The sequence below is a fragment of the Leadbettera azotonutricia ZAS-9 genome (genome assembly GCF_000214355.1).
In the GTDB taxonomy this organism is placed as follows: Bacteria; Spirochaetota; Spirochaetia; order Treponematales; family Breznakiellaceae; genus Leadbettera; species Leadbettera azotonutricia.
Genome location: NC_015577.1, coordinates 477687 through 501215, shown reverse-complemented (window position 1 = coordinate 501215; position 23529 = coordinate 477687). Strand labels below are relative to the sequence as shown.

Genomic DNA, 23529 nt, shown 5'->3' with positions numbered 1-23529 from the left:
CTTTTTCCTTATTTCTTCCTTAATAAAAGATCCGGCACCCCGTACCCTGCGGCGTCAATGGATTCATATTCAGGCTTGTCTTCTATGCCATAATCGAAGGTCTGCCTTGAATCAGCATAAAGCACTGAATAGATAAAACGGACAAAGGAAGCCTCGTCGTATACCAGATCTTTGGAAGAAAGAAGCCTCTCCTGCCCGCCATGCTCATCAAGCCAGGCGCTTATCCGCTTAATGCCGAGCTGATTAAGAAGCCTGTTCATGAAAAGCTCTTTATCCCTTTCGAGGGCTGCCCTGTCGGCAGGCGCTACAGCTTGCATAAAATCGGGGGCTTCTTTTTTCTGCCTTTTATACAGGGACTCCGGCGCAAAAGCCCTAATCCGGTGAAGCCTGTGTGCCAGCCTGTGATAAAGGCCTTTGTTCCCGACATGGATTTCCTTAACCAGGGCCGCGATTTTCCCTGCAATGGTGGAATCAGGCTCCAGCAGCACTTTTATCCGTTCAGTGCTGGATCGCGAATAAAGGCTGTTCCGGTGATCGATTTCGCGCAGCAGGGGGTCCACCGCATTAAGGGTGTCGCGAATTTCATTGAGCATATCCTCAAGCTGCCTTTTGCATTCAAATTGGGTTTGGGCCTTCATCACCGCAAGCTTTCTGGCGCTTGTATCCAGCCAGGCATTGTTGCGCAGAAGATCCCCTACCTGCTCGAGAATCTTCGGCCTGTAGCGGGAAAGGTTGTCCGAGGTTTTTAAACGCTTGTAAGCGGCGTCAAGGATCTGAGGGGCATATTCATCGTATTGCAGGCGGAGTATGCCTGAAATGCCGAATTGTGCAGCATCAGTGCTAATCCTGTCATAATATCCCTTAATGCTCTGGGAAAGCACTTTAAGGGAATCAATGAGGGCCTGGGTATGGACATAGGCGTTCCGCACCGCATAATGACCGTTATCGGTAATCGCGTCGGTGCAAAGCAGGGAATAGATGGCGACTACGTGGCTTTCGTATTCGTTTTTTAGTCCTTCATCAACCTTTGCAAGGGCCTCCAGAAAAGGCCGCCCATGGGGGGTAATATTGATGACTTTTGTGTAGTCAGCCAGGATCTCTTCGTCGAGCCAGCCCGCATTGATAAGCTTGCGGAGAAAACGGCTTGCCAAGGCGCGGTCATTCAGGAACGGAGACTTTGCCGGGTGTTCCGTTGATTCTTTATTTTCTTCTCTGTTTTCGAAGTCCAGCTCCGGCGTCAGGAGCTCAGCCTCGGGCAGGACAGCCTCGTCCGGGGAATCAGTATTATCCCCTGCATCCGGCGATTCGTCCGCCAAGGTATTCCGGTGGAGGCCAAGATAATCCGTAAAAGAACGCACTACCTGTTCGCGTTCAATGCCCCGGGCATTTTCCTGAAAGAGGCGGTAATAGATAAGCAGAAGATTAGCATAATGTTCACGATTTACCCGTGCCAGAGGGGAAAAGAAATTTTCAGGCAGGGTGGCAAAGACCCCGGTACCAAGGGGCATATACTGATAATAGTGGGGAAAGAGCTTAGGGTAAAGGGGGCGCGTTGCCTCATAAATAATCTAACCCAAAACAGGGAATGCCTCATAATAAAATTCTAACCCAAATTATGTAGCCTATATCCGGTAACAAGGGTACCGGAGGGCTCAATGGGGTTAACGATGAAAGAGAAACAGGCGCTTGCCAGAGAAATCAGCAAGCGGTATCGCAAAGCCGGGAAAAAGGGCAAGACCGCTATCCTGGACGAGTTTGTCCAGAACACAGGGTACAACCGGAAATACGCCCTGCACCTTTTGGCGAATTGGGGGAGAACGGAACTGGTCAGACTGGCCGGAAGGGTTGTTAAGCTCAAGGCCGATGCGTTTAAAAAACGAAAAGCAGGGGGAGGGCGGAAGCCGGTCTACCAGGCGGCAACGATAAAAGCCCTCAAACTGATTTGGGAGTTCTTTGATTACATGTGCGGGAAAAGGCTTTCCCCCTTCCTCCGGGAACAGATGCCTTTCCTCAATCCCTGCAAGGAGTTTGGCATCACCAAGGAGGTAAAGGCGCAGCTGCTTGCCATAAGCCCCGCCACCATCGACCGGAAGCTCAAGCCTGAACGGAAGAAGCTGGAATTAAAAGGACGGAGCGCCACACGGCCCGGTGGCCTCCTCAAGCACCAGATCCCCATCCGTGTCTTTTATGCCTGGGATGAGAGGAAACCGGGCTTTTTTGAGCTGGATACGGTGGTTCATGACGGCGGAAACGCCTCAGGCGAGTTCTGCTGTACCCTCAATGCCACCGATGTCTATTCAGGCTGGGTGGAGCTCCGCGCCCTCCTCAACAAGGCCCATCGCTGGGTTAAAGAGGAGGTGTCTCTCTTCCCCTCCCAGTTTCCCTTCCCCCTTTTGGGCATCGACAGCGATAACGGCGGGGAGTTCATTAATTACCAGCTCAAGGCATGGTGTGACGAACACCGCGTCCAGTTCACCCGCAGCCGTTCCTACCACAAGAACGACAACTGCTTCGTGGAGCAGAAAAACGACATGACCGTCCGCAGGACCGTGGGGTACTATCGCTATGACACCCTCCAGGCCAGAGACGCCCTGGCCGAGGTCTACCGCCATCTCTGTCCCCTGCTCAACTATTTTTACCCTTCAGAAAAAATAATCGCCAAGGAGCGGATAGGGGCCAGGGTCAAGAAGGTGTACGACAAACCCAAGTCGCCCTACAGGCGCCTCTTGGAATCCCCTGACCTTCCTGATACATTCAAGGACGAGCTTCGACGCAGGGCTGCCCGTCTCAATCCGGTCAAACAGAAACGCCTGGTCAACCATGCACTGATGGCTCTCTTCGAGCTTCAGAGCCAGAAGTCCCTTGCTGCTTCGGCTCTTGAAGATGTTTAGCCACGGTTAGATTTTTATTGTGAGGCAGCCGTTCCTTTCGGTTAGATTTTATTTTGAGGCATTACGGGGGGTTAAATGGGAATTTCAATATTGAAACGTCCAATAAAATACAGTAATATCAGAAATGATGGCTTATACTGTTATCTACGAAGGCATAATTTTTGTCGAGGGCGATTTCCCTGGCGCGGAAAGGGGCGCCCACATCAGCTGCGACCTGAGTTTCAAAATAGGCGCCCAGCTTAAGTCCTTGCGGGATGTTAAAAACAATCTCGCTTCCAAGGCTCGTTCAAAAGGCGCCAATGCCATATTGGACTTTACCTACGGCCAGAAAAGCCGCTGGCTCGCCCTTGATGATATAGCTTTCTGGGGCAAGGGCTGCCTTGCTGTTATTTCCGATGAGGATTTTAAGAGGATTGAAAAAGCCGGGAAGGACTGAGCCGCAAGGTGTTGTATGAAAAAACCTGAAGAATGGATACACTAGAACCACAATGGCAAAAATTGAAAATAATCTCTCCGAAGGGAAGGTGCTGAACAAATTGGTGGTTTTTGCCATCCCTTTCCTCGCCAGCAACCTGGTGCAGTCCTTTTACAATGTGGCGGATATGCTGATTGTAGGCAACTTCTGTGGTATCGAAAGCCTCTCGGGGGTGAATATCGGGGGGCAGGTGACCTTTATCCTGACCAATACGGTTATCGGTTTTGCCATGGGCGCTACGGTGCTTATTGGCCAGTATATAGGCATGGGGAACAGGGCGGCGCTGCGGCGCGTAACCGCCACCATCATCACCCTCCTTACCATGGCGGCGCTGGTGATTACGGTTGTCATGCTCTTGCTCAAAGGCCCCATACTGCGCCTTATCCGCACCCCGGAAGAATCCTTTGTTGAAAGCGACCGCTATCTCACGGTGACTCTTGCGGGCATCATCTTCATTTTTGGTTACAACGCCCTGAGCGCAATACTCCGGGGCATGGGGAATTCCAAGCAGCCCTTTTATTTTGTGCTGGCAGCCTGCGTTGCCAATGTGATACTGGACCTCGTTTTTGTGGGCGTCTTCGGCTGGGCGGCATTCGGCGCGGCGTTGGCAACGGTAATTTCACAGGCAATAAGCGTTTTCCTCTGCATAGGCTATATGGTGAAGAACGATTTTCATTTTGATTTCAAGCTCAAGTCTTTTCATATTTACGGGGATCAGTTGCGGCTCATTTTTAAGATAGGGCTGCCCACTTGCATACAGAACAGCGTTACCAGCGTTTCGTTCATGTTCCTTACTGCCATTATCAACATCGTGGGCGGGGTGAGCGCATCGGCTGCGGTGGGGGCTGTGGGCAAGTTCAACAGTTTCGCCTTTATGCCCACCCAGGCTTTGAGCGCATCGGTCTCTGCCATGAGCGCCCAGAATTTTGGGGCAGGAAAACCGGACAGGGCTGCCAAAGCCTGTTTTATAGGCTCTGCCATTTCTGCCTGCATCACCTTTGCCTTTTTTGCCTTTGTGCAGATATTCCCTTCTTTTGTAGTGGAAATTTTTGGCAGCGATCCGCAGATGATACGTGATGGCGTTGCTTATCTTAGAACTTTTGCATTTGATTTTTTAATTATCCCCTTTGTGTTCTGCATCAACGGTTTTTTGATGGGCGGCGGCCATACCCTCTTTACCTTAATAACCGGTATGCTGTCCGCAGTTTTGCTGCGCGTACCGGTTTGCTATTTCTTCGGCATCACTCTGGGCTGGGGCCTCGCGGGTGTAGGGCTCGGCGCCCCTGTTGCAAGCGCCGGGGTGCTCTTGGTGATCATCGTGTATTTGTTCACCGGCAGGTGGAAAGTCAATGTGATTAAGCATGCCCCTGTTGTGGCGGAGTCTTAGAGCATGAAGTGGTGGCAGGATCGCATAGCGTATCAAATCTATCCACGGAGTTTTCAGGATTCCAATGGCGATGGCATAGGCGACATACCAGGGATTATTTCCCGTTTGGATGAGCTGGCGGATCTGGGCATTGGGATTCTCTGGCTTTCGCCGGTGTATAAATCCCCTGATGCCGACAATGGCTATGATATCAGCGACTACTGTTCCATCGATCCCAAATTCGGAAGCCTTGCCGATATGGAAAGGCTTTTTGCGGAAGCCGGAAAGCGGGATATCAGGATCATTATGGATATGGTGATAAACCATACTTCCGACGAGCATGAATGGTTCCAAAAAAGCCGTAATCCCAACAGCCCTTACCGTGATTATTACATTTGGCAGCCCCCCAAGGTCGGGGCGAAGCCCGGGACTCAGGAAGCCCTGCCAAACAATTGGACAGGTTTTTTTATGGAGAATGTGTGGGGGTTTGACGAAAGAAGCGGGCAGTACTATCTCCATTTGTTCCACAAAAAGCAGCCTGATCTCAATTATAAAAATCCAAAAGTAATCGACGAAATCAAAAAAAATCTTCCGTTTTTGGCTTGACAAAGGCGCTGCGGGTTTCCGCTGCGATGTGATCAATATCATTTATAAGACGAGCCTTGACGACGGCAAAAAGAGCCTTTCCGTGCAGGGCATAGAGCACTATAAATCCCAGGAAGGCAACCACGCCATACTCCGCGAATTGCGCCGGGATGTGCTGGATAATTATGACTGCTTTACGGTGGGCGAAACCGTGATGGTGGATCTTCCTGAGGCAAAGCTTCTCTGCGACAAGGAATGCAAAGAGCTGGATATGCTTTTTTATTTTGAGCATCTTGAAATAGACCGCCGCATTGCCCGCTTTATTCCAAAGAAATTCCAAGCCTCCAAATTGCTTGAGCTCCTTGCCAAATGGCAGCAGGGCCTCCAATGGAATGCGGTGTACCTTGAAAACCACGACCAGCCCCGCATAGTTTCCCATTTCGGGGCCTGCAAGAATCCCGCTACTTTGTATAAAGACAACGGCGAAATGTGGAAGCGGAGCGCCAAACTTCTGGCCTTGATGGAATTGACCCTCCGGGGCACTCCTTTTATTTACCAGGGCCAGGAAATCGGCATGACCAATTTTGACTTTAAAAGCCTTGACGAAGTCAATGATGTGGAAAGCCATAACCTTAACAAACTTATGAAGAAGCTTCACATCCCCGCATGGCTCAGGTGGAGGTGGATAAAAATTTCTTCCCGGGATAATGCCCGCACGCCCATGCAGTGGAATTCCGGCGTGAACGCCGGGTTTACAACGGGCAGGCCCTGGCTGGGAATTAGCCGTAATTACACGCGTATCAATTATGAGGCGCAGAAAAATGATCCCGATTCAGTGCTGGCTTTTTACAAAAAGCTGATACAACTGCGCCTCTCAAGTGAGTGCCTAAAAAGCGGCGCCTTTATTCCTGTTTACGCCGACACCCGCATCATGGCGTACCGCCGGGAACTGCATGGCGAAGCCTATGTGGTGTTGCTCAATTTTTCGGATAAGGAAATTCAGTTGTCAAAAAAGGCAAGGCAGGCGGTGGAAGCGTGGATCTCCGGCAATGCGGTCATTTCCAATACAGGCCGTATGGCAACGGCAGGTTCGATACTTCCCTGGGAAGGAATAATGTCAAAAATCAGGATGACGAAATGACCGGTTTCAGAAAAGGCGTACTTTACGCTGCTTTTGCCTATATCTGCTGGGGTTTTTTACCTCTTTACTGGCATCTTCTCAGCTTTACAAGCCCCCTGCACATTCTGGGATGCAGAATCGTCTTCTCTCTTGTATTTACCGTTTTGCCTCTCATAGCAATAAAAAATAAAACATGGATACAACTGCTTTCAAAAAACGGCAAATCTACCGTTGCTGCATCCCTGGCGCTTGCATTTAACTGGGGCCTGTATATTTGGGCGGTCAACACAGGGCACACCATGGATGCGTCTTTGGGCTATTATATGAATCCCCTTGTTTCTATACTTCTGGGCCTTATTTTTTTGAAAGAGAAATTAACTCCCCTCCAGTGGACGGCTTTTGGCCTCGCGGTTTTCGGTGTAATACTCAAAACCCTTTTTTCAGGGGTCTTTCCTGTTATGGCCGTACTTCTGGCTCTGAGTTTCGGCTTTTACGGCCTTTTAAAAAAGAAAAACAAAGCCGGTTCCATGGAATCCCTGGGAGCGGAAACCCTGGCGGCATTGCCCATCGGCCTTGCGTTTCTCCTGCTTCCCCCGTCTGATATTCCCCAGCTGATTTCTCTTTCTCCACTGCGCTGGATTCTTCTTGCGTCCTGCGGTATTATAACCGCAGTACCCCTTTTGGCCTTCTCCCAGGGAGCAAAATTCCTCCCCCTTGCTACAGTGGGTTTTCTTCAGTTTATTAATCCGACCATATTGTTTTTTCTGGGGGTTTTTGTTTTCGGCGAAACATTTTCCATCCGCGATCTCTGGGCGTTTATTTTTATCTGGGCGGCTATGATCCTCTATTGCCTTTCCCTCAATCCATCACATTCCGGTAAATGTCTTCCCTTGAATGGAAACCATCTCGAATAACTATGTCCATATTGTCTTTGTTGACCGCTATGGGCTTTTCGATGTATGAGGGGATCGGGGTGCCGCTCTGATTGTCCGTAAAGGTGTCCGGGGGGAAGTCCTGGCCTGATTTAATGGCCATGGCAAGGCGGGCGGCGCGGCTGGCAAGTTTGCCGATGGGTTTGTAGACCGTCATGAGCTGCAAGCCTTCCACGATGTGCTGGCAGCTAATGAGTTCGGCATCCTGACCCACTACCGCCACTTTGCCCGCCAGGCGGCGTTCTGATAAAAGCTGGATTGCTGCGCTTGCGATATTGTCGTTGCCGCAGATTATGGCATCGAAATCGGTGGTTTCTTCAAAAATGGCGCCGATGCGTTCCAGGGCTTCGTCAAAGCTCCATTCTTCAAGATAGATTTCCTGTTCCACCGTGACAGCGCCGGCATTGACTAGGGGATCGATTATCTGGTGGAGACCTTTGCTGATTTCAAAACTGTTTACATCGTGAAGGGACCCATTAACCACAAGATATTTACCCTGGGGAACTGCTTCGCTTACAGCTAAACCATACTGGCGGCCCACTTCAAGGCTGTCGAATGAGATATAAGCGTCCACCGGAACACCGACTATCATCCGGTCATAGGCGATTACGGGAATTCCCGCGTTCCGAATCTGCCTGATTACGCCCGAGATCATCTCCGTGTCATGGGCTATGACCACGAGTATGTCGATCTTCTGGTTTATCATGTAGTTGATCTGCGCAATCTGTTCCCTGGTGCCTCCGGCGGAAAGCTGAACTATCACGTCAGCCCCCAATTCCTGGGCCGCGCCTGAAAACACTTTTAAATCCTTGTTCCACCTTTCAGTTATAAAAGTATCGGTGGCGATCGAAAAGCCAATGACAGGGCGGGCCTCCGCATCCTTTGCGCCTGATTCAGTTTTTTGCGATGAATTGCCTGGGGCCGCATTTCCGCCTGAGCCCGCTGTTCCTGAAATGGCTGCGGGTCCGGCCTTTCCTGCGGCCGTACAGGCGGCGAGGAGCAGGAGGCCAAAAAAAACGGCAACAGCTTTCACCCGCGAAGAACTCCATCGAATATTCCGGTTAAAATAATGAATCATACAGTAACTATAGTATTACTTATACAGCAATCGATCCATAAGGAGAATGTTCTCCTTTGGAGAGGCAGCAGGAACTTCGCAGCCTGCGGCAATGCAGCTATTTGCTGCGCAGGCATCAATGCAATGGCGGATTTGGGTTTCCACAAATTGAGACGTACCCTGAAGCATTACCGCCACAGGATCGACATTGCCGCTTACGGCAGTGGGGGTGTCTTTAAATACCTTAACTGCTTCTGCGAAATCAACCATCCAGTCTATGTCTATTATATCGGGAGCAACCTGGGTGAGAAGTTTTAAAAGGGGAGTGATATTGCCGCATATATGTAGTTTTACTTTTCCACCGCAGGAGTGGATGTATTCCACCATGGCCTTGTCCCGGGAGAGGCCGTATTTGCCGTAGAGTTCAGGGCCGATAAGGGAGGCTGCCGCATTGCCCAGGCCGATAAAGTCAGCCCCGGCGTCTATCTGGGCTTTGGCGAATTTTTTCTGCTGCTCAAAAACAATGTCGAAGAATTCGTCCAGATAGGCTTCTTCGGCTGCCAGATCCATCAAAAGGTTATCCAGGCCGCGAAGATCGGCGGCTTCGGCAATACAGCCTTCTATCCAGCCGATGACGGGATACTCATTTCCCACTTTTTGCCGCAGGAGTTCACAGCCCTTGATGCGATCCAGAGTGCGGGGGCTATCGGCGGGATCGGGAAGCTTCAGTACCGAGAGATCCATATCATCCGTAACCAGCGGAACTTTTGCGTAAGGGTTGTTGTCTTCGGGGTATTCAACCACTGTACCGAAAGCTGACGCTTCCCTCATGGGGTCGGAAATGGTGCTGACATAATCAACACCATATTTTTCAGCGCAGATGAGGTTACCTTCGGCTAGTTTTCTATAATCCAAAATATACTTGCTGTAGGTAACTCCCGCTTCTTTTGCCACAAGAGACATAAAAATATTCAAATTGGGGATCTTGTCTACCGGTTTTCCGGCCAGCCGGGCATAAAGCCTTTCCTTCGGGGTCATGCTGTACGCGGCTCTCTATCAACCTAATCCCGCTTTGCGCCGGGTGTAGACATCGTAGAACACAGCCAGAAGCAGGATGATGGCCCTGACAACCTGCTGCCATGCGGCGCCCAAGTTCATGAGGGACATGCCGTTGTTGATAGCGCACATAATCAATGCGCCGACAATAACGCCGCCCACGGTGCCTATACCGCCGGCTGCGGAAACACCGCCTATATAACAGGAAGCGATGGCGTCCATTTCAAAGCCGGTACCGGCTGCGGGCAGGGCGGAGTTCATGTAACCTGTATGGATAACCGCGGCAAGGCCGGTGAGGAGGCCCATCAAACAGAATACAATGAAGACAACCAGTTCCGAGTTTATTCCCGACAGTTTTGCTGATCTGGCGTTTCCGCCGACCGCATAAATGTAGCGTCCCAGAATCGTGTTGTTCATCATAAACTGGAAGATAAATATCGTTATTGCCAAAACCGCCACAACAATCGGCAGGCCCCGGTATGTTGCAAAACGCTGGCTCAATGCGATTATCAACGCGCTGATTATGATTAGTTTTAAAACAAAAGCCCAAATCGGGGAAACCTCATAATTATTCTTTTTCCGGTTACGCCGGGTAATAATATCGAAAATTATAAATAGTACCGCTACCAGCACTCCTACAATGATGGGAAGGAGATCAAGAGTTTCAGCTTCGTTCATCCATATATTGGGGAAAAACCCTGAAGCCATTTGTTTGTAGCCGTTGTCACGCAGCTGAATGGGATTAAGGCTCGTAACGATGTAGCTTAAACCACGGAAAAGGAGCATCCCCGCCAGAGTTGCAATGAAAGCCGGTACATTCATGTAGGCTATCCAGAATCCGTAAAAGGCGCCTACCAAAACCCCGATAGCCAGGGCAATAATCAGCGTAGGCCCCATACCTATACCGGTATTGTATACCATAGCGCTGATGGATCCTACAAAAGCGCATACAGAACCAACTGAAAGGTCTATGCCCAATACGATGATCACCATCACCATTCCTACTGCAAGGATCATCACGTAACTGTACTGAATAAGAATATTGGTAAAGTTACGGGATGAGAAATTGGTACCCCCTGTAAGATAGGCAAAAGCAAGCATTATCAATGCCAGGACAAAGAACATTGAATAGCCCCTTAAATTGCTCTTCAACAAACTGCCTATACCGGATTTTTTCTCTGCTGTATCGCTCATTGGTACACTCCTTATCCAACCAGGGCCATGTGCATTATTTTTTCCTGAGTTGCCTCATCGTGGTTCAGCACGCCCTTTATTTCTCCCTCATTCATTACATAGATCCTGTCCGCCATGCCCAGGGCTTCGGGAAGTTCTGAACTTACCATAATTACGCTTTTCCCCTGAGCCGCTAATTCGTTTATAATTTCGTATATTTCAGTTTTTGCGCCTACATCTATGCCCCTGGTGGGTTCGTCAACAATAAAGATATCAGGATCTGCCATCAGGATACGCCCTACAACCACCTTCTGCTGATTGCCGCCCGAAAGGTTTCGGGCAAGCTGATTAATCGACGGCGTCTTGATGCGTAATTCATTCCGGTATTTTTCAGCTTCGGATATTTCTTTTGCTGCCAGAACCAGACCAAAACGGGAGAATTTCTTTGCCAGGGACGAGGCTGAAATATTGTTCTTGATAGTTTGAATCAGGATCAATCCCAGATTTTTTCTATCCTCCGAGACATAGCCTATGCCTGCCTCAAGTGCAGCTTTCGCCGAACGGGTCTCAATTTTTTTTCCGTGGAGCCAAAGCTCTCCCTCGCTGCGGGAACCGTAGGATTTACCGTAGATGCTCATCATCAATTCGGTGCGCCCCGCGCCCATGGGTCCACAGAAAGCAAGGATTTCGCCTTTCCGCAAATTGAACGATGCATTATCCACAACTTTCATACTGTGATAGTCAGGATGGTAGACCGACCAGTTTTTGACTTCCATAATCGTTTCGCCGGGGTTTGATTTCCTGTCCGGAAAGCGGTGGGTCAGATCCCGTCCTACCATGTCTTTGATGATCACCGCTTCGGTGAGATTATCCGCTTTGACATCGTAGGTAGAAATGGTCTTACCGTCACGGAAAATAGTAATACTGTCAGCTATCCTGAGCACTTCGTTCAGCTTGTGGGAAATCATAATCGCGGTAATGCCCTGACGCTTGAACTCAAGGATAAGGTCCAACAGGTGGTTGCTTTCTTCATCATTCAGTGAGGAAGTCGGCTCATCAAGAATAAGAAGATCCACTTCTTTGGAAAGGGCCCGGGCAATTTCCACGAGCTGTTGTTTTCCTACACCCAGTTTACTGACAGTGGTATAGGGGCTTTCTTTCAAACCTACCCGATCCAGATATTTTTGTGATTCTTTAATATAATAATCCCAGTTGATAATCCCCAACCGGGTTTTCATGTGTCCCAGGAAAATATTTTCATAAATTGATAAATAAGGACTCAAAGCCAATTCCTGATGAATTATGGCAAGCCCTTCTTTTTCGCTGTCTTTTACACTGTGATAATTGGTTTCGTGGCCTTTATACAAGACCGTTCCTTCGTAGCTACCCTTGGGATACACCCCGCTGATTACGCTCATCAAGGTCGATTTACCGGCGCCGTTTTCCCCGCAGAGGGAATGGATTTCGCCTTTCTTTACTCTGAAATTTACCTGGTCCAGGGCGCGGACACCGGGAAATTCTTTGGTCAGGTTTTCAACTTGAAGAATATATTCATCCATGTGTCGTATCCTTACAAACAATCCATAAAGACATAGAAGGCCGGATATGAAGCGGTATTGCCGCTTCTTCACACCCGGCCTTATTATTTCACAGGGAAGCGCTTCTAGCAAGAGGCGCTTTAATACTCTTACTGCAAACCGTTGGCTGCAACTTCATCAGGGGTGATGAAGCCGGCAGTGATGGGTTCTTTCCAGTTGTCCTGGGTGATATTGATGGGGTCGAGAAGATAGGCCTTTACCACTTTTTTGCCGGTATCGCCGATGCTCTCAAGACCGATACTGGACGCGAGGACTGCGCCGGGGACGGTGGGATTAGCCACGCCCTTGAGGATCTGGTCTGCGAGAATGATGGCAGCTTCGGCCAGTTTGCCTGTGTCCTTGAATACGGTCATGTACTGCTGTCCGCTCTTGATCATGGCAAGAGAAGCGGCTTCAGCATCCTGCCCGGATACTACGGGGAGCTTCCTGGCATATTTGGCGTCTGCAAGACACGCTTCGATAATGGCCCGGGCCAGAGTATCATTGGGCGCCAGAACTGCATCAAGGGTTACGTTGCGGGCATCGCCTGTAAGGAGGTTTTCCATCCTGTTTTTGGCGATATTGGGCAGCCAGCCTTCTGTGGCTATGCGCTGGAATTCAGCGGTATCTTTAGATGTCTTGGGCGCGGGGCCTACAACTTTCAGAACGCCTTTTTCGATATAGGGGTTAAGAACGCTGGTGGCGCCGTCAAAGAAGAAGAAGGCGTTTCCGTCAGTGGGGGAACCGGCAAAGTAGGTGATGTACTTGGGATTGGCAGCAGTGGCTGCGTCAAGGTTCATGCCTTTTACCAGGCCCTGTCCCTGAAGCTGGCCGACTTTGAAGTTATTAAAGGTGATGTAATAATCATAGTCAGCTGAATTCTGGATAATACGGTCGTACGCAATAACCGCAACCTTGTCGCGGGCTGCATCGGAAATAGCGGAAGCAACGCCGTCATTCAACTGGCCGACTACGAGGAGCTTGGCGCCCTGGGTCAGAAGGTTGCCGATCTGCTGGTTCTGCAGAACCTGGTCGCCGTTGCCGTTCTGGAGTTCAGCGCGGTAGCCGCGTTTTTCGGCTTCTGACTTAAGGCTGTTGCCGTCTTTTACCCAGCGCAAAACGGTGGTTTCGGGCATTGCGATACCGATGAGGGCCGAGCCGCTGGAAGCGCTGCTGCTGCCGCCGCTCTGTGAACCGCCGCTTGCAAAAAGGGAAGCGGCAGTCAGGAGCGCCAAAAGCACTACGAGTGATTTCTTCATAATATTCCTCCATAAGGATTAAGATTACTTTTAGTATGCAGCCGAATTACGCTTCTGCATATAAGAAAGTCATGACAATAATGGAGAATTTTCGTCATTTTGGTGTCAAAAGTGAAGGAAAGGAGGAAATTTTTGATGTCAAAATTTTCCTATTATTTTTCTCTGCCTCTAAAAGCGCTGGGGAGCATGCCTGTGGCCTTGCGGAAAATCTTGCTGAAGTAGTTGGGATCCTGAAAGCCTGCGGCAAATGACACTTCCTTGATGTTCATGCGGGTCTCCCGGAGCAGTTTTTCCGCCTTTTCGACGCGGAGTTCCGTGAGGTAATCGGTGAATCCGGTGCGAAGCTGTTCGGAGAAGAGGCGGCTCAGGTAGGCGGCCGAAACCTGAGCAGCCTCGGCTGTTGAATTGAGGGTGACAGGCCCGGCGTAATGAACCCGTAAGTATTCCAGGGCTTTTGCCAGAGGCAGGGGAAGTTTTGCCGAACGCTTCAAGCCCGCTTCCTGGAGCAATTCCTCAAAGGCTTGAGACGCCCATGCCTCCCATGCCTGCCTGTCTCTAAGAGCCATGATCTCCTCAGCAGGGGAGACGGGCATGGATTTTTCTCCTGAAGCATCAGGGTCTTCTATTCCGCTCCCGCCGAAACAACCTGAAATGTCGTCCATGAGGAACATAAATACCGGGATCATTTTTGCCTTGGCCAGGGTAAAATCGCAGTGGGCGAAAATTTCTTCCCAGAGGAGATTGAAGAGCTTTCGTGTTTCATCAGGATCGGATATGCCGATTTTCTTGCGCAGCTGCATCAGCCTGAGGCGTTCTTTCAATATTAAGTCCGCATAATCGATTTTTTTCTGCAGCTCCTCCTGTGCTTCTGTAAACGAAATGCCCAGCTTTGCCCCTTCGAATATTCCTCCTATACCGTATTGGCAGGAAATTTCCGGCGGTACTGTTTCCCTGAGGCAGGCTTTGAGGTATTTCTCCAATTCTTCTTTTCGCGGATCTCCTGAGATAAAGATGCAGCCCAGGCTCCCCAATGTTTCAAACAGGCAGCAGTATTTGTGTGACAGTTTTTCTGCGAGTACGGCAGTTTCCTTCTCTGAAGCCTCTTCGAATTCCAGAAGGCAGATGAGGCCTTTTGCGGAGGGGAGACTGAATTTGATTTTGATTGTTTCCCATTCATCGGAAGACAGTTCCGCAGGGGAAGGATTACGCAGGTATTCCCCCAAAAGAGGAAAGCGTGAAGGCTTCCCCGCATGGCTTTCTTCTGCCGATGAATCTCCGCGTTTTATTCGGGTTTCAAGATGGGCACGGGCTTTATCAAGGGTGGCATAAAAAGTTTTCTTTGCGACAGGTTTTACCAAATAGGCAAAGACACCCAGGGGTATGGCCCGCTGGGCCAGGTCGAAACGTTCATAAGCCGTGGAGAGCACAAATACCATCGCGGGGTATTTGCGGTACACTTCCTCTATTACCGAAAGACCGTCCATGCCCGGAATATTGATGTCCATAAAAACAAGATCAGGCTCAAGCTCGGGGATAAGGCGCAGGGCTTCAAAACCTGTCCTTGCCTTGCCGGAGAGAGAAAAGCCCTCGGCGCTACGGAGCATGAATTCGTAGCTTTCCAGTACCGGCTCTTCGTCTTCGACAATCAAAACCCGGTACACGGCGCCCTCCCGGTATCGATGCGTATAAATACCGCGCTTCCCTCGCCTTTGGCGCTCTCTATGCCAATCACCTCGCGGTCATCGGGGTAAAAGAAGTAAAGCCGCTGTATTACGTTTTCGAGACCCATTACCCTCGAAATGGAAGATTCATCTATGGAAAGGGGGTGGAGCAGATCCTCGGCCTTTTCTTTTTCCATGCCGCAGCCATTGTCGCGCACCGAAAGTATCAGCCTTGTCCCCTGTTTTTCTGCCCTTACGTTGATAAGCGATTTACTGCCCGAGACATCGGGGGTTTGATCTTTGAACGCATGGATAACGCAATTTTCGACCAGGGGCTGAAGGATAGAAACAGGGACTTTGCAGGTATCAAGGAGGGCTTCGTCGTAATCCAGGATGAGTTCAAGGTTTTTTGGGAACCGCACTTTTAGTATGCTGAAATAAAATTTGAGGCCGTCGATTTCGTGCCGCAGGGGGACGAAAACTTCCTTGTTGCGTATGATATGGCGGAAAAGCTGGGCCATGTACTCCATGTACTCGCTGGTTCTGTCGGCCCCTTCGACGATGGCAAGCTGCATGCCCGTATTCAATGTGTTGAAAAGGAAGTGGGGGTTCATCTGGGCCTGGAGTGCGTAAATCTCCACCCGCCTGATGAGGCCTTCCATTTTAAGGTTCCTCATTTTTTCCTGCATGTATTCAGCTTTGATATTTTCCTGCCAGCGTATCTCTTCGATGTAATTGCGCATCTCCCCTTTCATGCGGTTGAATGCTTCAACTACCTGATCGATTTCATCAACAGAATTGGTTTCAATATCTTCAATATCGAAATTGCCCCCGGAAAGTTCCACCGCCATGACCGCAAGGCGTTCCAGAGGGCCAGTGATCCTCCGCACAGAAATAAAGAGGAGAAGCATGGCAAAAACAGAAATACAAACAATGAAGAATAAGTTCCATATCTGCACGCTTCCCGATTCAATAATGAAAACCCGGTATGATTCCATGCGGTTGCGGAAACGTTCTGTCGAAATAGTCTCTATTTCATTGTCAATATAACTCATAAGGTCGTCCATCTCATCGTAGATGCTTGTATAAGCCGCGATGTTGCGTCCCCGTTTTTCTTCCACCGCTTGATCTGCCAGGTTCAGGTACGTGTAGATGAGGATATAAAGTTCCCGTTCCTTGAGGGCAATGGGATCGGCAATTATGGGTGTATAGGTGGGGAGCTTGCCCCTGAGGTTTTGCGAGTTGATAAGAAGCCGGGCAAGGGCATTGGAGGATCTTGTGGAAAGGTAATCCAATAAAGGCTCCTGAAATCCGGCGAGATCATCCCTGATGGACGCGATGAAGCGCTCCTGTTCGAAACTCCTGTCCTGAATGGTCTGCAAATGCCTGGCTGAAAAGAATATGTATGCAGCCGATAGTATAAGTATAAAAAATACGCCAAAAGTCCCCGCCAGTATGCGTGCCCTGAAAGATCCAAACACCTTGAAACGCCTTTGCTTTTTCATTTGAGGCTTTCCCTGGTAATAATCTGGATTTCCGGATTTATTGAGGCCGATGTATAGCCTGTGCGTTTTAACGCCTCAAGGGAACGTATGGCTTCGTAGCCTATGCGTTCGCCATTGATGAGTATGGAGCAGGCGATTACCCCTTTTCTGATATTCTCTTCGATGGCCGGATCGGCTCCAAACCCTATAACCTGTATGCGGCCTACGAGATTCATGTCCACCAGGGTTTGGGCAGCAGCAATAGTGTCATTTGAATCAGTGAAGATGATGGTATTGATCGCCCCTTCGGGATTTGCGGCATCAAAGGCGCCGCTCCTGAAAAGCCGGTAGAGCAGTTCCTCTGCGTCCAGGGGATTCAGATTGGTCCTGAGCCCCAGTATGGGCTGTCCAAGGCGGCTGCCCAATGCAGCGGTGATGCCCATCTCCACAAGTTCCCGCTCGCCGTAAAAGCCCGGCGATTTGTCGCTGTAGACCACCGCGGGCAGCACCTGCTCATCGCTGAGGCGCCCCGCAAGCAAGCCTATGCGGCGGCCCACATCAAAATTGTTGGTGCCGATGAATGGCCAGGGCTGATCGTGAGGCACATTGTGGTTGATGATCACAGCCGGTATGCGGTTGGCCCCGATCTTTTCAAGCTGCCGCCGAGCCAAATTGTCGTCCATATAGGGACATACAATGATACCATCGACACCAGTATAAGAAGCCATTTCAAGCTCGAATTTTGCCGGATCTATCGAATGAATCGAGACCGCCACCCTCATTTCCGCCGCGGCCTGTTCGGCCCCCCGTATAATGCCTGCGAAAAAAGAATTCCGGTTGTCCGGGAGATAGAGGGAAAAATGATAGTTAAGCGGATCGCTGCCAACTTCGTTGCTGTCTACCCTGAGCTGCTGTATGAGAAGAAGGGAACGGAGCAATGCCCCCAATGCGAGAAGGCCAAAAAAAGCGATGAGGATCCGGGGAAGAGTTTTCACATCCTGAACTCGCTGCCAAGGTAAATCTCGCGCACCATTTCGTTGGCGAGGATCTCCTCCCGTCCGCCCCGCGCAACAATAGTTCCCTCGTTGATGATGAAGGCTTCAGTGGTAATTTCGAGAGTGTCCCGCACATTGTGGTCTGTTATGAGTATGCCTATGCCCTTTACCGCAAGGCGGCGTATGATTTGTTTTATTTCATAAACCGCAATGGGGTCTATTCCCGCAAAAGGCTCGTCCAATAGAAGGAACTTGGGTTCAGTGGCAAGGGCCCGCGCAATTTCAGTGCGCCGCCGCTCGCCCCCCGAGAGTGTAAAGCCATATTGTTTGCGTATCTTGGCAATGCCGAATTCTTCGAGCAGCGATTCGAGACGTTCCTTTTTCGCAGCCTTGTCTATATCGCGGCGGCTTTCGAGTATGGCCCAAATGTTTTCTTCTACCGTGAGCTTGCGGAATATGGACGCTTCCTGGGGAAGGTAGGCAATGCCCTGCCTCGCCCTGCGGTACATGGGCTTGGTGGTAATATCCGCATTGTCCATTGTGACTGTGCCCTTGGTGGGTTTATAAAAACCGACTATCATGTAGAAGATGGTGGTCTTGCCCGCGCCGTTGGGCCCCAGCAAGCCTGCCACTTCTCCGTTATGCATGGAGAAATTCACGCCCCGCACAACTTCTTTTAACCCAAAACGTTTGCGGAGTTCCGTTACAGCGAGGGTATGCTCTTCTTGCGCATAGCTTATATCCGGCATGCTAATTCTTTATGGAGCCTGAAACGGCCCCTTCCATGGTGACATCGTCGGTGTCAAGATCGACCCGGATTTTATCCGCCCGGAATTCGTCGTCTTTTTTATAGACCACCGGAAACCCCGAGAGGTCGAGGATTTTTTCAGTCCTCCGGTATACTGCGTATTCTGAACGGCAGACCAAATTGTCCTTAAAAAGGCGCACCGAAATCTGGAACACCGTAACCTCGGCCTGATCGTCGTATTCGATGAACCTGCCCTTGGCTACGATTTCATTTTTCCTGTCTTCCAGGGAGGAGTTCCCCTCGAGCCGTGCAATCTTGAGGGTCCGGTCATAGCGGAGCCTGTCGGTCTGGAAGAAAATATTCTTCTCTTCTTCCATGCCCGTAACATTGCCGGTGCAGTCTATGAATTGATTGTCCTCCCCCTGTATCTCAATACGGTCAGCCTTGAGCAGCAGCTTGTCCGACCTTACCTCGGCATTTCCGACCAGTACGGTTATCTCCCTCCCCGAAGCCTTACCGCCTGACATGCGATCCGCTTTAAATGTAAAAGTGTCAGCCCATGACGGAACTATGAGTATTGCTGCCAACAGGAAAAGAGCAATTGTTTTCATGCTAGCCTTTTGTCTGCTTTACATCCCTGGCAGCGGCGATAAAATCCCTAAAGAGGGGGCTTGCGGCTGTGGGCTTGGATTTGAATTCCGGATGGAACTGGACACCCAAACCCCAGGGATGGTTGGGCCATTCCACGCATTCCACAAGGCTGCCGTCTTCGGTGAGGGCGCCAATCTTTAAACCCGTTTCAGTCATTTCCTTGCGGTATATATTGGCAAATTCGTAACGGTGTCGATGGCGTTCCGAGACCTTGGGTTCTTTATACGCCGCAAGGAATTTGCTGCCGCTCTGGGCAAAAGAAAGGCTTGCCCCAAGCCGCATGGTGCCGCCGTAGTTTTTCACATCAATCTGCTCTTCCAAAAGGCCCACCACCGGGTGCTTGGTATCCTGGTTGAACTCTGTGGAATCAGCGTCCTCCCAGCCCAGCACATTGCGGCCCCAGTCGATCACCATGATCTGCATGCCCAGGCATATACCGAAGTAGGGGATCTTGTTGTTCCTCGCCCAGGCCGAAGCCTTGACCATGCCCTTGATCCCCCTCTGGCCAAATCCGCCCGGGACAAGTATGCCGTCAATGCCGCCCCCCAGCGCCTTTGCGCCCAGTATGCTTTCCGCAGGCTCGGACTCTTCGAGCCGAGCCGAATCTATCTTCACCAATTCTACTTCCACGCCGCATTCCAGCCCCGAATGGAAGAGGGCTTCGTACACAGATTTGTAAGAATCGTGGAGTTCCATATATTTGCCCACAATGCCTATCCTTACCTTGCCCTTGCGGTTTCGGAAACGATCCATCATGGAGTGCCAGGACTTGAGATTCGCATGCCTGGCCTCGATGCCGAGCTTCTTCAGCACGACCTGATCGAGCTTCTGCTCGTAGAACACCAGGGGAATTTCATAAATGGTAGTGTCAATATCGTAAGAAGTGAAAACCGCGTCGCTTTCCATATTGGTAAAGAGCCCGATCTTGCGGCGGGTAGCCTCGTCGAGCATAACCGGCGCGCGGCAGATAAGCACATCCGGCTGAATCCCCTGTTCCTGCATAGCCTTCACCGAGTGCTGGGTGGGCTTGGTCTTGAGTTCTCCCCCCGCGACTTCAGGTATCAACGTGAGGTGCACCGAAATCGCATTGCCCCGCCCCGCCTCGTGGATAAGCTGCCTGGCAGCCTCGAGGAAGGGGATGGATTCGATATCCCCCACAGTGCCGCCAATCTCCACGATGACAATATCCGTGTCCGTATCTTCCTTGGCAACCGCCTGGATGCGCGCCTTTATCTCGTCGGTTATATGGGGGATAACCTGGACACAGCGCCCCAGGTAACGCCCCTCCCGCTCTTTTTTGATTACCGATTCATAAACCTGCCCCGTGGTCACCGAGTTGGCCTTGGAGAGGGGGCTCGACGTGAAACGCGCGTAATTCCCCAGATCCAGATCAGTTTCGGCCCCGTCATCGGTTACATAAACTTCCCCGTGCTGGTAGGGGCTCATGGTCCCCGCATCGACATTGATATAGGGATCGCATTTCACCATTCGGACATTAAGCCCCCGCCCTTCCAGCAAAGCCCCCAGGGAAGAGGCTGCAACGCCTTTCCCAAGGCTGGAGCAAACCCCGCCGGAGACGAAAATAAACTTGTTCATGTAGAAACATTATCGCGGGGAGGGGAGATTTGGTCAATGAGGGACAGGGCTACTTCGCCGTCTTTTTCTGTACCTTGAGCAGCTCCTTCGCAAATTTGAGCAGCGCCTTCTGGGTCTCGGGGAGCAGGGTTTTATAAACAGCAAAAAATTCTTTTTCGTATGGGGATGCCTCGAACATGGGACCTATGCCAGTGCGCAGCCAGGTTTCGCTTACATTGAGGACGGAGCAGATTATTTTGATATTCTTCTCGGTCAGGGCGTTCTTCCCCGATTCGATCATGGAGAGGGCGGTTTGCTTTAAGCCCAGGCGGTCAGCAAATTCTTCCTGGTTGAGGTCGAGTTCTTTGCGTATTTCGGCAACCCGATGATTCATTCATGCATGATACCATCTTTTCAAAAAGAAATGCAAGAAAAAGCCCTTGAGCAGCAGTATAATTGACATAGTTCATCTGATGATTTATATTTATCATTCAATGGATTATCAAATGAAAGAAAAAAGCGAGCTTTTGAAAGTATTTAGGACCCTAAACCCGGATAATCAAGCCGGGCTTCTGCGCTGCGCAAAGATTGCCCAGACTGCCGAAGAAGCTGCACGAAAGGCAGCCAAGGGATCTTTTGCCCGAAAGAAAAAGCAGGACCCAAGAAAGAGGGATAAATGTTAAAGAACTACGAAAGGCTTTTCCGTGCCCTGGGCGATGAGCACAGGCTCGAGATTATTGGTTTATTGATGGATAAAAGGAGTACCCACCCTCAAGATACGATGAGCGCCGCGTCGCTGCTCAAGAAATTCCCCTTTTCCCAGCCGACCCTTTCCCATCACATGAAAATACTCTGTGAATCCAGTCTTGTTGCGCGGCACAAAATCGGGAAGAATATCTTCTACACCCTGGATATTTCGGGCCTTAAGCATCTTGAAGAATTTATAGTGCAGCTGACCCGGGCTTGACGCTCCAGCGGCCTTCGGCTTTTTCAAAAGCCGAGGTGGGGAGCTGCATGTATCTGCCATCTTCGGTGACCAGCTTGAGCTTTCCGAGCACCACGTTCACTTCGGTAACTTTCCAGACAGAGCCGTCAAAGGAGATTTTGCAGCCTTCCTGGGGTATGATGCGGCGCTGCTCATTGTAGAAAAGGTGTTCGTACGAGAGGCAGCAGAGAAGCCTTCCGCAGGGGCCCGAGATCTTCATGGAATTGAGGGAGAGGTTCTGATCCTTTGCCATTTTGATTGACACAGGCTTGAGCTTGTCCGAGACCGCATGGCAGCAATAGCCCCTCCCGCAGACCCCGAGGCCGCCCACTACCCGGGATTCATCCCGCACGCCGATCTGGCGCAGCTCTATGCGGGTTTTGAAAATCCCTACCAGATCTTTTACCAGTTCCCTAAAGTCCACCCGGTTTTCTGCGGTAAAGAAGAAGAGGATTTTTGATTCTTCCAAAAGGTAGTGGACCGAAACAAGCTTCATTTCCAGGCGGTGGTCTTTTATTTTTTCCCTGCAAATACTGAAAGCTTCTTTTTCCTGCTCTTTGTGGGATTTGGCTTTTTCCAAATCCTCGCCGGAGGCGGGCCTGTCTATTTTGGCGAATTCGCCCATGGCTTGGCCATGTTTTTGTATAGGGCCTATGACCTGGGCCAAGTCCCTGCCATACCGGGTAGGCAGCACCACCATACCCCCAGGCAAGAGCGCTTCGCCGGGCCAGACTGCCAGGAAGGTCTCGTTGGAATAGACAAGCCTTAAGCGGTAGACCGGGGTATCCGGGTTCAGCGAGCCGAGGTCTTCGCCGGTGATGACTGAAGATGTTTCCTCATCCTGGGGTTTGTCCTCCAGGGAGGAGATGTCTTCGTCCATCTCGTCTTCTATTATATCTTCGTAGCTGTCCTGATCACTCATCTCTTTCCTTTATTTTACCTGTAATGGTCAGGTCTACCAAGAGGCCTGTAATTTCATCGAGCTTCGCAACCCGGTCCATCCGGCTTGCCTGCCCCGAAAGTATGCTCGCGGCAAGCTCGTCCAGCTTGCGGTCTATGACTTGAATGCTATGATAATGAATCTGTTTTATGCGGTCTTCCCGGAGGGAGCCTTTGTAGCCTGGTTTCTGCGCATTTGGTATGCCGGCGCTTTCTACCAGGGCATAGCTGTTCTCCACCACATAGTGGATAAAATCGCGCACTGCCTTTTTATAGTTGAGAATTTCGCCAGGGAAAGGCCTGTTTTTAAGATCGTCCCCAGTGCTGCGGACATTGTCCAGAAGCTGCTGCACTGCTTCTTCCGAGGGGCTGGTGTCTTTTAGCGGGCCTAAATCCCCCAGGGCTTCGAGGAAGGAGCGTTCCGGGGCATCGGAAAAACGGGCCGCATCGATGCCGCCTTTTCCCCTGGATTTCTTGGCTTGCGTTTTTGGGTTGTTGAAAAGCTGGGAGTTCAATAACGATGCAGGGTTGCTTGTTAAATCGACCTTATCCATGGTTCTTTGCAAAGGCAGCGGCTGTCGCATGTTCCCTGCCGTGGGATTCCCTGAAGCCCGAAATATCGCGGTATTCGGCAATGGCCTTGTTCCAGGCTTCGTCGTTTTTGCACACCTTGACCTTGCCGTGTATGAGGCAGCCTTCGTCAGCCTGGATGCGCCGGGTGATGATGTCGCCCATTACAAGGCCCGTGGCAAGTATGACGAGCCTTTCCGACGCCAGCACATTCCCGCAGACCACGCCGCCCACGGTAACATAGGTGCCCGACACATTGCTCCTCATCCTGGCCCGTTCGCCTATGACAACCCGGCCTTTGGCTTTGACATCCCCCAGTATATTGCCGTCCACCCGGGTGAAGCCCCCGGATTCTATGTCGCCGGAAACATTTGTGCCGGGACCGATGATGGTATTAATGGAGAAATCTTCGTGAATGGTCATAGAGGAT

24 protein-coding genes are annotated in these 23529 nt (G+C 50.6%); 8 read left to right on the top strand and 16 right to left on the bottom strand.

The annotated features are described in order from the left end of the window. Nucleotides 1-8: 8 nt before the first annotated feature. Nucleotides 9-1508, bottom strand: a complete 1500-nt coding sequence (locus tag TREAZ_RS02260) for a Wadjet anti-phage system protein JetA family protein (protein ID WP_015710174.1) — start codon at nucleotides 1506-1508, stop codon at nucleotides 9-11. A gap of 147 nt (nucleotides 1509-1655) precedes the next feature. Between TREAZ_RS02260 and TREAZ_RS02255 the strand changes: the two genes are divergently transcribed. The 6 genes from TREAZ_RS02255 to rarD all read left to right on the top strand — a co-directional run bounded on the left by TREAZ_RS02255 (nucleotide 1656) and on the right by rarD (nucleotide 7351). Next, nucleotides 1656-2891, top strand: coding sequence for an integrase catalytic domain-containing protein (locus tag TREAZ_RS02255; protein WP_015709982.1), 1236 nt, complete (start codon nucleotides 1656-1658; stop codon nucleotides 2889-2891). A 124-nt stretch (nucleotides 2892-3015) separates the two neighbouring features. Continuing rightward, the gene (locus tag TREAZ_RS02250) at nucleotides 3016-3327 is read left to right on the top strand and encodes a hypothetical protein (protein ID WP_148257642.1); all 312 of its coding nucleotides are present in this window, start codon (nucleotides 3016-3018) and stop codon (nucleotides 3325-3327) included. A gap of 52 nt (nucleotides 3328-3379) precedes the next feature. Continuing rightward, a complete protein-coding gene (locus TREAZ_RS02245) occupies nucleotides 3380-4753 on the top strand; it encodes an MATE family efflux transporter (RefSeq protein ID WP_015710172.1) in 1374 nt (457 codons plus the stop codon). 3 nt (nucleotides 4754-4756) lie between these two features. Further along, nucleotides 4757-5338, top strand: a complete 582-nt coding sequence (locus TREAZ_RS18380) for an alpha-amylase family glycosyl hydrolase (RefSeq protein WP_052297626.1) — start codon at nucleotides 4757-4759, stop codon at nucleotides 5336-5338. 28 nt (nucleotides 5339-5366) lie between these two features. Continuing rightward, the gene (locus TREAZ_RS18375) at nucleotides 5367-6458 is read left to right on the top strand and encodes an alpha-amylase family glycosyl hydrolase (RefSeq protein ID WP_052297625.1); all 1092 of its coding nucleotides are present in this window, start codon (nucleotides 5367-5369) and stop codon (nucleotides 6456-6458) included. Further along, a complete protein-coding gene (rarD, locus tag TREAZ_RS02235) occupies nucleotides 6455-7351 on the top strand; it encodes an EamA family transporter RarD (protein ID WP_043922749.1) in 897 nt (298 codons plus the stop codon). Before TREAZ_RS18375 ends, rarD begins: the two co-directional genes overlap by 4 nt. Here the strand turns inward: rarD and TREAZ_RS02230 are convergent. The 12 genes from TREAZ_RS02230 to TREAZ_RS02175 all read right to left on the bottom strand — a co-directional run bounded on the left by TREAZ_RS02230 (nucleotide 7296) and on the right by TREAZ_RS02175 (nucleotide 20999). After that, entirely contained in the window at nucleotides 7296-8447 is a 1152-nt protein-coding gene (locus TREAZ_RS02230; RefSeq protein WP_148257638.1) for a substrate-binding domain-containing protein, read from the bottom strand. The genes rarD and TREAZ_RS02230 overlap by 56 nt on opposite strands. Before the next feature lie 15 nt (nucleotides 8448-8462). Next, on the bottom strand, nucleotides 8463-9464 hold the full coding sequence (locus tag TREAZ_RS02225) for a uroporphyrinogen decarboxylase family protein (RefSeq protein WP_015710170.1): 1002 nt from the start codon (nucleotides 9462-9464) through the stop codon (nucleotides 8463-8465). An 18-nt stretch (nucleotides 9465-9482) separates the two neighbouring features. Beyond that, nucleotides 9483-10676 carry an ABC transporter permease subunit gene (locus TREAZ_RS02220; protein ID WP_015710169.1) on the bottom strand — a complete coding sequence of 398 codons (1194 nt, stop codon included), beginning with the start codon at nucleotides 10674-10676 and terminating at the stop codon, nucleotides 9483-9485. 11 nt (nucleotides 10677-10687) lie between these two features. Continuing rightward, nucleotides 10688-12214, bottom strand: coding sequence for an ATP-binding cassette domain-containing protein (locus tag TREAZ_RS02215; RefSeq protein ID WP_015710168.1), 1527 nt, complete (start codon nucleotides 12212-12214; stop codon nucleotides 10688-10690). A gap of 128 nt (nucleotides 12215-12342) precedes the next feature. Beyond that, entirely contained in the window at nucleotides 12343-13491 is a 1149-nt protein-coding gene (locus tag TREAZ_RS02210) for a sugar ABC transporter substrate-binding protein (RefSeq protein WP_015710167.1), read from the bottom strand. Nucleotides 13492-13643: 152 nt separating this feature from the next. Then, the gene (locus TREAZ_RS02205) at nucleotides 13644-15152 is read right to left on the bottom strand and encodes a helix-turn-helix domain-containing protein (protein ID WP_015710166.1); all 1509 of its coding nucleotides are present in this window, start codon (nucleotides 15150-15152) and stop codon (nucleotides 13644-13646) included. Further along, nucleotides 15137-16657, bottom strand: a complete 1521-nt coding sequence (locus TREAZ_RS02200; RefSeq protein ID WP_015710165.1) for a sensor histidine kinase — start codon at nucleotides 16655-16657, stop codon at nucleotides 15137-15139. Before TREAZ_RS02200 ends, TREAZ_RS02205 begins: the two co-directional genes overlap by 16 nt. Continuing rightward, a complete protein-coding gene (locus tag TREAZ_RS02195; protein ID WP_015710164.1) occupies nucleotides 16654-17631 on the bottom strand; it encodes a sugar ABC transporter substrate-binding protein in 978 nt (325 codons plus the stop codon). The genes TREAZ_RS02200 and TREAZ_RS02195 overlap by 4 nt, the downstream gene beginning before the upstream one ends. Next, nucleotides 17628-18380, bottom strand: coding sequence for an LPS export ABC transporter ATP-binding protein (gene lptB, locus TREAZ_RS02190; protein WP_015710163.1), 753 nt, complete (start codon nucleotides 18378-18380; stop codon nucleotides 17628-17630). Before lptB ends, TREAZ_RS02195 begins: the two co-directional genes overlap by 4 nt. 1 nt (nucleotide 18381) lies before the next feature. Continuing rightward, nucleotides 18382-18990 (bottom strand): LptA/OstA family protein, encoded by a 609-nt coding sequence (locus TREAZ_RS02185; RefSeq protein WP_015710162.1) that lies wholly within the window; start codon nucleotides 18988-18990, stop codon nucleotides 18382-18384. A 1-nt stretch (nucleotide 18991) separates the two neighbouring features. Beyond that, nucleotides 18992-20626 carry a CTP synthase gene (locus tag TREAZ_RS02180; protein ID WP_015710161.1) on the bottom strand — a complete coding sequence of 545 codons (1635 nt, stop codon included), beginning with the start codon at nucleotides 20624-20626 and terminating at the stop codon, nucleotides 18992-18994. Nucleotides 20627-20675: 49 nt separating this feature from the next. Further along, nucleotides 20676-20999, bottom strand: coding sequence for a helix-turn-helix domain-containing protein (locus TREAZ_RS02175; protein WP_015710160.1), 324 nt, complete (start codon nucleotides 20997-20999; stop codon nucleotides 20676-20678). A gap of 112 nt (nucleotides 21000-21111) precedes the next feature. On the opposite strand from TREAZ_RS02175, the gene TREAZ_RS18180 reads away from it, so the two are divergent. Both TREAZ_RS18180 and TREAZ_RS02165 read left to right on the top strand, forming a co-directional pair. Then, nucleotides 21112-21288, top strand: a complete 177-nt coding sequence (locus TREAZ_RS18180) for a hypothetical protein (protein WP_169312597.1) — start codon at nucleotides 21112-21114, stop codon at nucleotides 21286-21288. Next, a complete protein-coding gene (locus tag TREAZ_RS02165; RefSeq protein ID WP_015710158.1) occupies nucleotides 21282-21572 on the top strand; it encodes an ArsR/SmtB family transcription factor in 291 nt (96 codons plus the stop codon). Before TREAZ_RS18180 ends, TREAZ_RS02165 begins: the two co-directional genes overlap by 7 nt. On the opposite strand, the gene TREAZ_RS02160 is transcribed toward TREAZ_RS02165, so the two are convergent. The 3 genes from TREAZ_RS02160 to TREAZ_RS02150 are packed head-to-tail and all read right to left on the bottom strand — an operon-like array spanning nucleotide 21547 to nucleotide 23522. Further along, entirely contained in the window at nucleotides 21547-22512 is a 966-nt protein-coding gene (locus TREAZ_RS02160) for a PSP1 domain-containing protein (protein WP_015710157.1), read from the bottom strand. The two genes, TREAZ_RS02165 and TREAZ_RS02160, sit on opposite strands and share 26 nt — an antisense overlap. Further along, the gene (locus tag TREAZ_RS02155) at nucleotides 22505-23083 is read right to left on the bottom strand and encodes a YaaR family protein (protein WP_043922745.1); all 579 of its coding nucleotides are present in this window, start codon (nucleotides 23081-23083) and stop codon (nucleotides 22505-22507) included. Before TREAZ_RS02155 ends, TREAZ_RS02160 begins: the two co-directional genes overlap by 8 nt. Further along, complete coding sequence (locus TREAZ_RS02150; protein WP_015710155.1) at nucleotides 23076-23522, bottom strand: bactofilin family protein; 447 nt, start codon at nucleotides 23520-23522, stop codon at nucleotides 23076-23078. Before TREAZ_RS02150 ends, TREAZ_RS02155 begins: the two co-directional genes overlap by 8 nt. Between the last annotated feature and the right edge of the window lie 7 nt (nucleotides 23523-23529).

Bases quoted from the DNA above. Each gene is read 5' to 3' on its own strand.
- TREAZ_RS02260 (WP_015710174.1), bottom strand. From the start codon at position 1,508: ATGCCCCTTGGTACCGGGGTCTTTGCCACCCTGCCTGAAAATTTCTTT.
- TREAZ_RS02255 (WP_015709982.1), top strand. From the start codon at position 1,656: ATGGGGTTAACGATGAAAGAGAAACAGGCGCTTGCCAGAGAAATCAGC.
- TREAZ_RS02250 (WP_148257642.1), top strand. From the start codon at position 3,016: ATGATGGCTTATACTGTTATCTACGAAGGCATAATTTTTGTCGAGGGC.
- TREAZ_RS02245 (WP_015710172.1), top strand. From the start codon at position 3,380: ATGGCAAAAATTGAAAATAATCTCTCCGAAGGGAAGGTGCTGAACAAA.
- TREAZ_RS18380 (WP_052297626.1), top strand. From the start codon at position 4,757: ATGAAGTGGTGGCAGGATCGCATAGCGTATCAAATCTATCCACGGAGT.
- rarD (WP_043922749.1), top strand. From the start codon at position 6,455: ATGACCGGTTTCAGAAAAGGCGTACTTTACGCTGCTTTTGCCTATATC.
- TREAZ_RS02230 (WP_148257638.1), bottom strand. From the start codon at position 8,447: ATGATTCATTATTTTAACCGGAATATTCGATGGAGTTCTTCGCGGGTG.
- TREAZ_RS02225 (WP_015710170.1), bottom strand. From the start codon at position 9,464: ATGACCCCGAAGGAAAGGCTTTATGCCCGGCTGGCCGGAAAACCGGTA.
- TREAZ_RS02220 (WP_015710169.1), bottom strand. From the start codon at position 10,676: ATGAGCGATACAGCAGAGAAAAAATCCGGTATAGGCAGTTTGTTGAAG.
- TREAZ_RS02215 (WP_015710168.1), bottom strand. From the start codon at position 12,214: ATGGATGAATATATTCTTCAAGTTGAAAACCTGACCAAAGAATTTCCC.
- TREAZ_RS02210 (WP_015710167.1), bottom strand. From the start codon at position 13,491: ATGAAGAAATCACTCGTAGTGCTTTTGGCGCTCCTGACTGCCGCTTCC.
- TREAZ_RS02200 (WP_015710165.1), bottom strand. From the start codon at position 16,657: ATGAAAAAGCAAAGGCGTTTCAAGGTGTTTGGATCTTTCAGGGCACGC.
- lptB (WP_015710163.1), bottom strand. From the start codon at position 18,380: ATGCCGGATATAAGCTATGCGCAAGAAGAGCATACCCTCGCTGTAACG.
- TREAZ_RS02185 (WP_015710162.1), bottom strand. From the start codon at position 18,990: ATGAAAACAATTGCTCTTTTCCTGTTGGCAGCAATACTCATAGTTCCG.
- TREAZ_RS02180 (WP_015710161.1), bottom strand. From the start codon at position 20,626: ATGAACAAGTTTATTTTCGTCTCCGGCGGGGTTTGCTCCAGCCTTGGG.
- TREAZ_RS02175 (WP_015710160.1), bottom strand. From the start codon at position 20,999: ATGAATCATCGGGTTGCCGAAATACGCAAAGAACTCGACCTCAACCAG.
- TREAZ_RS18180 (WP_169312597.1), top strand. From the start codon at position 21,112: ATGAAAGAAAAAAGCGAGCTTTTGAAAGTATTTAGGACCCTAAACCCG.
- TREAZ_RS02165 (WP_015710158.1), top strand. From the start codon at position 21,282: ATGTTAAAGAACTACGAAAGGCTTTTCCGTGCCCTGGGCGATGAGCAC.
- TREAZ_RS02160 (WP_015710157.1), bottom strand. From the start codon at position 22,512: ATGAGTGATCAGGACAGCTACGAAGATATAATAGAAGACGAGATGGAC.
- TREAZ_RS02155 (WP_043922745.1), bottom strand. From the start codon at position 23,083: ATGGATAAGGTCGATTTAACAAGCAACCCTGCATCGTTATTGAACTCC.
- TREAZ_RS02150 (WP_015710155.1), bottom strand. From the start codon at position 23,522: ATGACCATTCACGAAGATTTCTCCATTAATACCATCATCGGTCCCGGC.